Consider the following 10,405-nt stretch of genomic DNA (forward strand, 5'->3'; position numbering starts at 1 on the left):
AGTTATCCACAACCTGTGCACACAGCCTGTGGAATCAGCGGCGCACTTCCGCGAACCGCAGCCGGGCGCCGACCCCGCCGCGCAGGTGTTCACCCGCGGCGACCAGCGCGATCGAGGCGTCGGCGGCGGTCAGTGCCCGCATCATCGCGGCGTCCGCGCGGACCAGCGGCGGGTGCCGGACCCCGGCCGCGTTGAGTACTTCCGGGTCGTCGCTGAGCTGGAGCGGATCCGGCCCGATCCACAGCCGTTCGGTCGAGGACGGGTCGTCGATCAGCAGCAACGTGTCCACCTGCCCCCGCGACAGGTGGGTCACCACCTCGGTCAGACCGTCGTCGACCCGGTCCGTGATCGGAGTGTCCGGCTCGGTCTCCCGGGCCAGCTGCGCGATCATCGGCATCACGTGCGGCAGTGGTTCGTACGCGCAAATGTCCTTGATCGGTGGCGTGCCGAGCGTTCGCCGCAGGACCACCTCGCCGGCGGTGGCGAAGAGGGCGAGGCCGTGGCGCCCGGGACGCGACGGATGGTCCAGGACCGCGTCCTCCAGCGCGTGCACGGTCAGCGGGTCGCAGCCGGCCTCGGCCAGCGTCTCCCGCGCGGCGTGCCAGCGGGGTTCGACCACCTTCGCGGTGTCCGCGTCGTCCCGGGATGTGTCGAGGTACACCGAAGCCCACGGTCCGGGGCGTTCGTACAGCGGTCGGAGCAGATTCAATCGCATGTCCTGGCCTCCCTGGTCGTCGTTCAGGGAAGGCCTGTTACCCCGTCTGCGACGGCTCAACCAGGGCGTTTGCGGTTCAGCAGCATCCACGAACCGGGCAGGACGGCGGCCGCCAGCACGATTTTCAGGACATCGCCCATCAGGTACGGCACCACGCCCTTGACAACCGCCTCGGGCACGTCCATGGAGGTCATCAACGCCAGCCACGGAACGCCGAACAGGTAGATCAGCACATTTCCGATGAACATGAGGCCGATCGTGTAGCCGGGACGCCGGTCCGCACCGAGCGCCGCGAACTGCCCGACCAGCGCGGCGGCGATGACGAAGCCGAGCAGATAGCCCCCGGTGGCGATCGGCCAGCCGGAGGTGCCGCCGGCGAACCAAGGGACGCCCAGGGCGCCGGCCACCGCGTAGAGCAGCATGCCGGCCGCGCCGCGACCGGGCCCGAGCACCGCGCCGGCCAGCAGCACCGCGAACGTCTGCCCGGTGAGCGGCACCGGCGAGCCCGGCACCGGGATCGCGATCTGCGCGGCGAGCCCGACCGCCACGGCCGCCCCGGTGACCAGGGCGACGTCACGCACGGCGGAGCGGCCCCACACGTCGGCGAGCACCCCGGTCGGGCGGCCGGGCACCACGGCCCCGAAAACGTCAGTCACCATGCGGCCTCCGTCCAGCGTTGCCGGAAACGTAAGGCTCGAAGATCACGGTCCGGCGTCACTGTGGCCTGGATCGCACCACACTGGACCGGCGCCGGACGGCAAAATTCACAAACACCCCTTTCTTGTACGGACGTAGTGGTGCTATGCCCGTACGGCGGAATGGTTTTGATCGAAGTCGGTCAGGTGCCCCGGATCGTGACCGTCTTGGACAGTCCACCGACCGCGTAGCCGTCCCCGGGCGCGTAGACCCGGTAGTAGTAGGTGGCCCGCCCCGGCGGCGTCGCGACCAGGGTGTACCGCCCGCTGGTCCGCACCTGGACGCTGTTCACCGTGCGCCACACGTTGCCGGGGTGGAGCCGCTGCAGGCGAACACTCTTGCCCGGGACCACCGGCGTCACGTTGCCGGTCACGGCGACGTTCGTGCCGGCTTTGACCGAGGTGGCGGCCGCGGTCGCGCGCACCACGAACCGTTTGGTCCGGACGAAGCCGCTGTCCACCGCGATCATCGTCCGCGGCTCCGGCATCGTCGGCTGGTTGATTCCGGACACCCAGGCGCAATGGAGCCACTGCCGCGCGGACCAGGTGAGTTTCCGCCGGTACGTACCGTTGGCGCTGGTCCTTACCGAGCTCACGGCGCCCGGTTCGACGCAGCCGTTGTCGTCACTGAGCCGGATCGACAGGCCGGGCCACGCCTTGCCGGTGGTGGTGTCCCAGGCGCGGACGGTCTCCACGAACGGCTTGCCGGACGGCAGCGGCTCGGGCGCGAACGTCACGTCCAGGGCCGGCCGGTGCGAGCTGGTGACCTGCAGTGTCGGCGCGTCGACGACGGTACGCGGATCGATCTCGAGCGGATGCGTCAGCGACTGGTCCTCGGCGTGGATACCGGTCACCGTGACCGCGCCGCTCCACGCGGAGGTGACCGGCAGCGAGCCGGACCAGATGCCGTCCTGCGGGGTGCCCTTGGCCAGGCGGAGCAGGACGATGTTGTCGAGTGCGGTGTTCAGGTGCAGGTAGGGCGAGGCCAGCCGGTCGCTCGGCAGGTACTCGGTGGGCTGGACGCCGGTCTCGTCGGTCAGTCGGACCCGTACCTCGACGAACTCGGTCCGCAGGCCGGAGATGGTTACCGACGACTTCGCGAAGGTGATCGAGTGGACCTCCGGCGGGGCGGTGTCCACGGCCGGCGCGGCCGGCAGCAGTGACAGTGCGAGGGTTGCGACGACGAACGTACGCATGGGGCTCACTGTAAGCCCGGTCACACTGGAAGGGGCGCTGCCCGAAGGCAACGCCCCTTCTGTCGACTCAACCGGTCAGAGGGTCAGCGACCAGTTGTTGATCTTGCCGGTGTCCGAGGAGTAGACGTCCTGGACCTTCAACTGCCAGGTCCCGTTCGCCACCTCGCTGGACAGGTTCTTCGAGTAGGTCGCCACCACGTTGTCGGCGCTGTCGCTGCTCGACGTGGCCTTCAGGTTGTAGACCGTGCCGTCCGGCGCCACCAGATCGACCCGCAGGTCACCGCGGTAGGTGTGGGTGATGTTGACCGAGATCGACGCGGTGGTCGACGGGGTCTTGGCGCAACCGCTGATCGCGATGTTGCTGTAGACGGCCGAGCCGGCGTCCGGGATGGCCACGGCGGTCGCGTTGCTGCCGGTGCAGCCGGTCGACGGCGGGTTCGAGGTGCTCGACGACGGGGTCGGCGAGCCGGTGCCGCCACCACCGGTGCAGGTCGGGTCGGCGGACTGGGCCGGCACGCTCACCGCGTCCCAGGCGGCCTTCGTGGTGTTGAAGAGCGCGCAGGTGCTGTCCAGGGCCTTGGCCGAGGTCAGCGTCCAGGTGCGGTACTTCAGGTACGACGAGCTGCTGGTCTTCATCAGCATCGCGTTGTACATGATCTTCGTGGCGTTCTGGATGCCGACACCGGTGATGGCGCCGGAGCCGGAGCACCGGGTGCTGCTGGGCTGGCCGTCGGTCGGCGCGGTGCCCTCGGCGAGCAGGTAGAACCAGTGGTTGCCGGGACCGGCCGCGGCGTGCACCTCCTGGCTCGGGGTGCTGCTGGAGTAGCAGTTGTCGTCACCGGCGAGCGACGGGTTGTACATGTACCGGATCGGACCGGAGCCGACCAGGTTGACCTCCTCGCCGACCTGGTAGTCCGGCGGGTCGTTCGGGTTGTTGGCGAAGGCCTCGGTGGCCGCGCCGAACACGTCGCCGACGAACTCCTGAGTGCCGTTGCCGGAGATGCCACCCGGGGTGTTGTCGTCGATGCCGTGGCCGATCTCGTGGCCCAGAACGTCAGCCGAGGAGATCCACTGACCGGCGGTGTTCTTGCCGATCTGGACCTGCGTGCCGTCGTAGTACGCGTTCTGGTCGTTCAGGCCGACCCGGATCGGCCAGGCGCCACCACTGCTGCTGAAGCCGGTCCGGCCCAGCCAGGTGGAGAGCATGGCCTTTTCCTTCTGCGCCGAGTAGAAGGCGTCGACGCAGCCGGTCTCCTTGTTGGTCCCGGTGCCGTTGCCCCACACGTTGTCGGTGCCGCTGAAGGTGGTGTTGGTCGACGCGTCCTGGCAGGTCAGGCTCGTGATCGACGGGTCCTTCAGGCTGTACGTGCTGCCCGAGAGAGTGGTGTCCAGGCTGACCGAGCCGTTGATCCAGCCGGTGCCGGTGCCGGTCACGTCGGTGACGTGCTCGTAGGTGCGCAGCACCTTGCCGGTGGCCGCGTCCACGTCGACGGTGAGCCGGCTCGGGCCGTCCACGCTCGTACCCTTGATGGTGGATTCCCAGGCCAGGGCCGGGGTGCCGGTCGAGGCGAAGACGACCAGCTTGGTGCTCTCGACGCCGCTGACCGTCTTCAGCTCGCCCTTGGCGACCTTGACCGAGTCGGCGGCGCTCAGGGCCGGGGTGGTGTTGACCGCGCCGAGCGGGGAGTCCTGCGCCACCGAGGTGTACTTGACCTGGCCGGCCAGGTCGGTGACGACGACACCGTCACCGCCGATGACATCGAGACCCTTGTACGTCTTGGTATAGGGGACGTACTGGAGCTTGTCGGTGGAGATGACGTCGTGCTGGACGAAGACCTCGTCCGCGGAGGCGTGGAGAGCCGCCGGACGGGCGGCGAACAGTGAAGAAGCGGCAGCGGCAGCGGCCGCGGCGGGTGACGCTGCGACGCTGGGCGTGGCGGTCGCCGGTCCGGCGAGCGCGACGGCCACCGAGGCGACCGCGGTTGCGGCAACCGAGGCGACCACGACAGGGGTACGGGATTTCACGCACTGCTCCTTTCCCGCCCGGGGGGTTGGCGGGCGGGTTCGACCGTCCGTCGGACGATGGGTCACACCTGGATGACTTGAGGTGAGACGTTAGGCATCGACGAACGTCACCGAATCAGGGAAAACCCTCGTTCGGCGCCGGAGAGCGTTTCCTATTGGTTAAGTCCTATGATCCGATCTCGCTGACCTCGGCGAACGGCGCGTCGTTCCACCAGATGGCCCGGATGATGAAGCTGTGGTTGGTCTCGTTGAAGTAGACCGCCATGTCGTCCGGCTTGCTCTGCGTCTTCTCCACCGCGTAACCGTCGGCCGGAGTGGCGGTGACCAGCGAAACCACCCCGTCACTGGTCATCTTGACGACCGCCTGACCACCCTTGACCGAGAAGGATCGGACGTACGTCTTCAGCCCGCTTCCGTCCGTGGTGACGGTCCAGCCGTCCTCGGTGGTCGTCGCCGGCTTCGTCGTGGCCTTGGCGGTCGACGGCTTCGGTGAGGGTCTGGGGGATTTCGACGTGGGCGTGGGATCGGTCTGCGGCTCGGCGGAGCGGCTCGGCGCCGGGCGGCTCGGCGTCGGCACCGGCGGCAGCGAGACCGGGGCGACCACTTCCGCGGCCGGCACCTGATCGATGTCCGGCAACGTCCCGACGTCGGCGCGAGCGGCGTTGAGCACCGGCAACAGCGCGACCCAGGAGAGCACGATGCTGCTCGCCGTCGCCGCGAACCAACCGGCTACCGGCACCCAACGGGAAGATCGCACGAGGCCCATCCTCTCACCTGGTCCTATGCTGCACGCCATGGCGTTGATCCTGTTGGTCGAGGACGACCGCAACATCGCGGCCGCGCTGACCCGTGCGCTGACCGATGCCGGGCACGTGGTGCGCCCGGTCGGTCAGGCTGCCCAGGCGCTGAAGATCGTCACTCAGGAACGGCCCGATCTGGTCATCCTCGACCTCGGGCTGCCCGACATCGACGGCACCGACGCGCTGCGGATGATGCGTACCGTCTCCGACGTGCCGGTGATCGTGGCGACCGCCCGGCGCTCGGAGGCGGACATCATCGCACTGCTGAGCGCCGGCGCCGACGACTACGTGACCAAGCCGTTCTCCGGCGGCCACATCCTCGCCCGGATCTCGGCCGTGCTGCGCCGCGCGCGGACCACCACCGAGCAGGCGCCGAACACCATCACCGTCGGCGAGCTGGTGATCAAACCGCGACAGCGCCGGGCCGAGCTGCGCGGGGAGCCGTTGCAGCTGACCCGCCGGGAGTTCGACGTCCTGGCGTACCTGGCCGAGCGGGTCGGCCAGGTGATCAGCCGGCGCGAGCTGATGAACCAGGTGTGGAACCAGGCCCGGATCGGCGAGGAGCAGACGATCGACGTGCACATCTCCTGGCTGCGCCGCAAGCTCGGGGAGACCGCCGCCAAACCCCGCTTCCTGCACACCGTCCGCGGCGTCGGCGTGATGATGGTCGATCCGCAGTGAGGTGGGCACTCAACCGGCTCGCCCTCGCGATCACCTCGATGGTCGCGCTGGCGTTCCTGGTCCCGCTCGCCGTCGCGATCTGGCAGATCGCTCACGACAAGGCGATCTCCGAGGCGCGGCAGCAGGCCACCTCGATAGTCACCGTGCTCGGGGTGAACGCCGACCCGACCGCGCTGACCAACGCCGTCGCCTCGACCTCCGCCGGCAGCGCCGGCCTGCTCGCCGTGCACCTGCCCGGCCTCGACCCGATCGGGAATTCACACCTCAGCGACGCCACTGTCGACCGCGCCGCGAAACAGCGCCGCTCGGCGACCGCGGCCGCCGACGGCGGGGTCGCCTACCTGCAGCCGACCGTACTCACCGACGGCCGGACCGTGGTCGTCGAGGTGTTCGTGACCGACGCCGAGATGCGCCGCGGCGTCTACAAGGCCTGGGCCTCGCTGATCGGCCTGGCCGTGGTGCTGGTCGCCGGCTCGACCCTGCTCGCCGACCGGCTCGGCGCGCAAATGGTCCGGGCCACCCGCCAGCTCGCCGAGTCCACCCGCAAACTCGGCGGCGGCGAACTCGGCGAACGGATCGAGCCGTCCGGGCCGCGGGAACTGCGCGACGCGGCCCAGGCGTTCAACACCATGGCCGGCGATCTGCGGCGCCTGCTCGATCGGGAGCGCGAGCTGGCTGCCGATCTTTCACACCGATTGCGTACGCCGCTGACCGCGCTGCGCCTCGACGCCGAAACCATCCCGCCGGGCCCGATCGCGGACCGCATGCGCCAGGCCTGTGACCTGCTCGATCAGGAACTGGAAGCGATCATCACGGGCGCCCGGCTCGGTGTCGCGGACCGGGGCAACCAGCAGTGCGACCTGGTCGAGGCGCTCGCCGACCGGCTGGCGTTCTGGTCCGTGCTCGCCGAGGACCAGGAACGCCCCTGGGAAGTGGTCGGCGGCCACGAGCCGGTGATGGTGCCGATGTCCCGCAGCGACGTGATCCTCGTGGTCGACGCGATGCTCGGCAACGTCTTCTCGCACACCGACGAGGGGGTGGCGTTCCGGGTCAGCGTCTCGTCGACGGGACTGCTCGTGGACGACGCCGGGCCCGGGATCGCCGACCCGGCGATCGCCGTGCAACGCGGGGTCAGCGGAGCCGGCTCGACCGGGCTCGGGCTCGACATCGTGCGTCGCGCGGCTGAGACCGTACGCGGGCAATTGGTTGTCGGGCGAAGCCCGCTGGGTGGGGCAAGAGTGGGTTTCCTGCTGACGTCTCCCGAGGATGGTCTTCTCGAGGAGACGCCGCCGCCCCGGCGGCGTCGCCGAGCCGTGCGATAACCGTTTTCAGGCGGGTTTTCGGTCGCTTTAAGGCTCCGTTATGGCAGCTCTTCCTAATGTTCCGGCTCGTAAGTACGCCAGGACGATGTCTGGAGAGCTGACATGCGCAGGAAGATCGCCTACCCGCTGGCCACCCTCGGGATGGTCGGGTCGACATTGGTGATCGCCTCACCGGCCCTGGCCCACGGCTACGTCTCGTCGCCGCCGAGCCGCCAGGCGCAGTGCGCCTCCGGCGCGGTCGCGGACTGCGGCGCGATTCAGTTCGAGCCGCAGAGTGTCGAGGCGCCGAAAGGCTCCAAGCAATGCAACGGTGGAAACGCCGGCTTCACGGTCCTGAACGACAATTCGCGGAGCTGGCCGGCCACCTCCGTCGGCACCTCGGTCAAGTTCAACTGGGTATTGACCGCCCGGCACCGGACGGCGAGCTGGGTCTACTACGTCGACGGTACCGAGGTCGCCACGTTCAACGACGACAACGCGATCCCCGAAGCGACCGTCAGCCACACCGTCGACGTCAGCAAGTTCTCCGGCAAGCACACGGTCCTCGCGGTGTGGAACATCGGGGACACGGCCAACGCCTTCTACAGCTGCGTGGACGTCAACATCGGTGGCAGCGGGTCGTCGACCCCGACCACCGCGCCGACCACCGTGGCCCCGACCAAGGCGCCGACGACCGCGCCCACCACCGTGGCGCCGACCGCGACCGCCACCACCGCGGCGCCGACCGCTACCGCAACCAGCTCCGCCGCCTCTTCCGGGAACGCGTGGGCGCCGGGCGTCAGCTACAAGACCGGTGACGTGGTGACCTACAACGGTGTCTCCTACAAGTGCCGCCAGTCGCACTCGTCGATCCGCAGCTGGGAGCCGTCGGTCTACACGCTCGCCCTCTGGCTGCCGCTGTGAAGCGCTCGGTTGTGAGTTCCGCGCTTGGTCGTCGATTCGCGGCTTTTACCTTCGTCGTGCCGTTGGCTTTTCTCGGAGCATGCGGGACCGCCAAGGAGCCGGCCGCCCCGACGGCCACCGCCCCCGCGGTCAAGAACGTCGCTGAGATCACCGCCGGGTCGACCTTCAACGACCGGGACGTGATGTTCCTGCAGATGCTGGCCGATCACCAGCAGCAGGGCCTGCAGATGGCCGAGATCGGTGCGTCCCGGGCCACCCGGGCCGACGTCGCCGACCTGGCCAAGGCCGTCCAGCTCACCGAGAAGGACGAGCTGACCATGATGCAGAACTGGCTGACCGAATGGGGCAAACCCACCACGGTCGACAAGCGCGTCAGCGTCCACGCCGACCACGGCGGTCTCCCCAGCACCACCGACGCCGAGATCGACTCGTTGAAGACGGTGAAGAAGGCGGACTTCGAGTCGGCGTTCCTGAACCTTTTCCTGGCCCACCAGCACAACGCCGTGGAGATGGCTCAGCTGGAGCTGGACAAAGGCGCGAACGAGCAGACCAAGCAGTTCGCGGAGCGGGTCAAGCAATCACGGGCCGACCAGGTCCAGCAGATGCTGAAACTTCTCAACGGCTGATTCACCCGTCGGCGCTGCGGATGGCCCGGCCTGGCGGGCGGGCCATCCGCTTTTCCCGTATTTTCCAGGATATGTACGCCGTCTCGACCCTGTTGATCACCGCCACCCTCGCGTGGCCCCACCCCGGGTTCGACGCCGAGGACAGCCACTTCAACCCGCACGAGACGGCGATAACCGCGACCACCGTCGGACATCTCCACCAACTCTGGACCGCGAAGCTGCGCGACGCCGAGGAAAGCTGCTCCGGCTACTCCGCCCCGATCCTCGGCGACAACCGGCTCTACGCCACCGACAAAGAGGGCATCTCGGCCTACGATCCGGCCACGGGTGACGTACTGTGGCGCCACACCTGGGACCACGCCGACGACAACAGCACCCCGCGGATGGCCGTCGACGGCGACACCTTGATCCTCGCCAACGGCAGCTGCAACTCGATGAGCGACCCCGACGGCCGGCTCACCGCCCTCGACCAGCGGGGACACCCGCGCTGGCAGCTCGACCTGGACAACCCCATCGACTCAGTGGTCGTCGACAAACACGTGGTCCTGGTCTCCGGCACGTCACCCTCCGATGAGGACAAAGTCGCGGCTTATCGCGTACGCGACGGAAAGCTCCTCTGGTCCCAACCGGGCCACGCGTCGAGCGGAGTCTCCGCCGACGGTCTCGTACCACTGATCAGCACCAACGGTTACGGCCAGCCCGCCGGCGCGACAACCGCAGTCGACATCACCACCGGTGTGATCCGCTGGACCCGCCCGCTCGCACTCCAAGTCCTGGCCGCAAGCCCACCGGCCGACCGTTACTACGCCACCGACCCGACCGGGGTGCTGGTCGCGCTCAACGCGTCCACCGGTGCGACGCTGTGGACCAGACCGGGGCAGGAAACCCCGCTGGTGGCCACCGACGGTCCGCACCTTTACCTGGCGGTGGACCGCAAGATCACCGCCGTGGCCGCCGCAACCGGCCGGGCCCTGTGGTCACGGAACCTCCCGGCGGCCGCCGCCCAGCCGGTCCTGGCCGCCGACCTCCTCTACACCGGCGGCCCCGTCCTCAACGCCCAAACTGGTACCCCAGCCGGGCCCACCTTCTCCGGAGCCGCCGTCCCGGCTGGCGGCCGCCTCTTTCAGGACACCGGCTCCCATCTGACCGCGTACATCCCCCTTGAGTCTGGATGACGCGCTGATTCCGATCGACAAGGGCTACCTGGGCATCCGCAGCAGCGTGCGTACCCCGTTCAAACGGCGCCGCTTACCGCTACGCAGGATGGAAAGACGGACTGTCGCGGCATTTCAGGAGCACATCGCCAGCGCGTGCGAGCTTCAAGGAGGTGGTGACTAACCCCCTAGCTGTGATGTCCAGCCAGGTTGTTCAACCGGGTGATCGGCGTGGTCTTGCCGATGGCGGTGTGGGGCCGATGATGGTTGTAATCGTGTAAGAACGCT

General features: G+C 68.7%; 10 protein-coding genes. 5 read left to right on the forward strand and 5 right to left on the reverse strand.

Translation table 11 applies throughout. The features are described 5' to 3' along the window. Nucleotides 1-34 precede the first annotated feature (34 nt). The 5 genes from ACH442_RS31590 to ACH442_RS31610 all read right to left on the reverse strand — a co-directional run bounded on the left by ACH442_RS31590 (nucleotide 35) and on the right by ACH442_RS31610 (nucleotide 5,397). Complete coding sequence (locus tag ACH442_RS31590) at nucleotides 35-661, reverse strand: hypothetical protein (RefSeq protein WP_396341777.1); 627 nt, start codon at nucleotides 659-661, stop codon at nucleotides 35-37. A gap of 110 nt (nucleotides 662-771) precedes the next feature. Continuing rightward, complete coding sequence (locus tag ACH442_RS31595; RefSeq protein WP_396341778.1) at nucleotides 772-1,374, reverse strand: biotin transporter BioY; 603 nt, start codon at nucleotides 1,372-1,374, stop codon at nucleotides 772-774. A 179-nt stretch (nucleotides 1,375-1,553) separates the two neighbouring features. Continuing rightward, on the reverse strand, nucleotides 1,554-2,606 hold the full coding sequence (locus tag ACH442_RS31600; protein WP_396341779.1) for a hypothetical protein: 1,053 nt from the start codon (nucleotides 2,604-2,606) through the stop codon (nucleotides 1,554-1,556). A 75-nt stretch (nucleotides 2,607-2,681) separates the two neighbouring features. Next, nucleotides 2,682-4,631, reverse strand: coding sequence for a M4 family metallopeptidase (locus ACH442_RS31605; RefSeq protein WP_396341780.1), 1,950 nt, complete (start codon nucleotides 4,629-4,631; stop codon nucleotides 2,682-2,684). A gap of 166 nt (nucleotides 4,632-4,797) precedes the next feature. Continuing rightward, complete coding sequence (locus ACH442_RS31610; RefSeq protein WP_396341781.1) at nucleotides 4,798-5,397, reverse strand: DNA mismatch repair protein MutL; 600 nt, start codon at nucleotides 5,395-5,397, stop codon at nucleotides 4,798-4,800. Nucleotides 5,398-5,425: 28 nt separating this feature from the next. Here ACH442_RS31610 and ACH442_RS31615 point away from each other — a divergent pair, with 28 nt between their 5' ends. From ACH442_RS31615 to ACH442_RS31635, 5 genes are all read left to right on the forward strand, one after another. Continuing rightward, on the forward strand, nucleotides 5,426-6,112 hold the full coding sequence (locus ACH442_RS31615; protein ID WP_203744128.1) for a response regulator transcription factor: 687 nt from the start codon (nucleotides 5,426-5,428) through the stop codon (nucleotides 6,110-6,112). Next, nucleotides 6,109-7,434, forward strand: coding sequence for a HAMP domain-containing protein (locus ACH442_RS31620; RefSeq protein WP_396341782.1), 1,326 nt, complete (start codon nucleotides 6,109-6,111; stop codon nucleotides 7,432-7,434). The genes ACH442_RS31615 and ACH442_RS31620 overlap by 4 nt, the downstream gene beginning before the upstream one ends. A gap of 102 nt (nucleotides 7,435-7,536) precedes the next feature. After that, nucleotides 7,537-8,337 carry a lytic polysaccharide monooxygenase gene (locus ACH442_RS31625; protein WP_396341783.1) on the forward strand — a complete coding sequence of 267 codons (801 nt, stop codon included), beginning with the start codon at nucleotides 7,537-7,539 and terminating at the stop codon, nucleotides 8,335-8,337. Nucleotides 8,338-8,393: 56 nt separating this feature from the next. Then, entirely contained in the window at nucleotides 8,394-8,963 is a 570-nt protein-coding gene (locus ACH442_RS31630) for a DUF305 domain-containing protein (protein ID WP_396341784.1), read from the forward strand. A 71-nt stretch (nucleotides 8,964-9,034) separates the two neighbouring features. Continuing rightward, nucleotides 9,035-10,138, forward strand: a complete 1,104-nt coding sequence (locus ACH442_RS31635) for a PQQ-binding-like beta-propeller repeat protein (protein ID WP_396341785.1) — start codon at nucleotides 9,035-9,037, stop codon at nucleotides 10,136-10,138. Nucleotides 10,139-10,405: the final 267 nt, after the last annotated feature.

It is taken from the genome of Actinoplanes sp. NPDC020271 (assembly GCF_044388125.1).
Lineage (GTDB): Bacteria > Actinomycetota > Actinomycetes > Mycobacteriales > Micromonosporaceae > Actinoplanes.

Coding starts and splice junctions, on each gene's coding strand:
- ACH442_RS31615 (WP_203744128.1), top strand. CDS start 5,426: ATGGCGTTGATCCTGTTGGTCGAGGACGACCGCAACATCGCGGCCGCG.
- ACH442_RS31600 (WP_396341779.1), bottom strand. CDS start 2,606: ATGCGTACGTTCGTCGTCGCAACCCTCGCACTGTCACTGCTGCCGGCC.
- ACH442_RS31595 (WP_396341778.1), bottom strand. CDS start 1,374: ATGGTGACTGACGTTTTCGGGGCCGTGGTGCCCGGCCGCCCGACCGGG.
- ACH442_RS31635 (WP_396341785.1), top strand. CDS start 9,035: ATGTACGCCGTCTCGACCCTGTTGATCACCGCCACCCTCGCGTGGCCC.
- ACH442_RS31625 (WP_396341783.1), top strand. CDS start 7,537: ATGCGCAGGAAGATCGCCTACCCGCTGGCCACCCTCGGGATGGTCGGG.
- ACH442_RS31610 (WP_396341781.1), bottom strand. CDS start 5,397: ATGGGCCTCGTGCGATCTTCCCGTTGGGTGCCGGTAGCCGGTTGGTTC.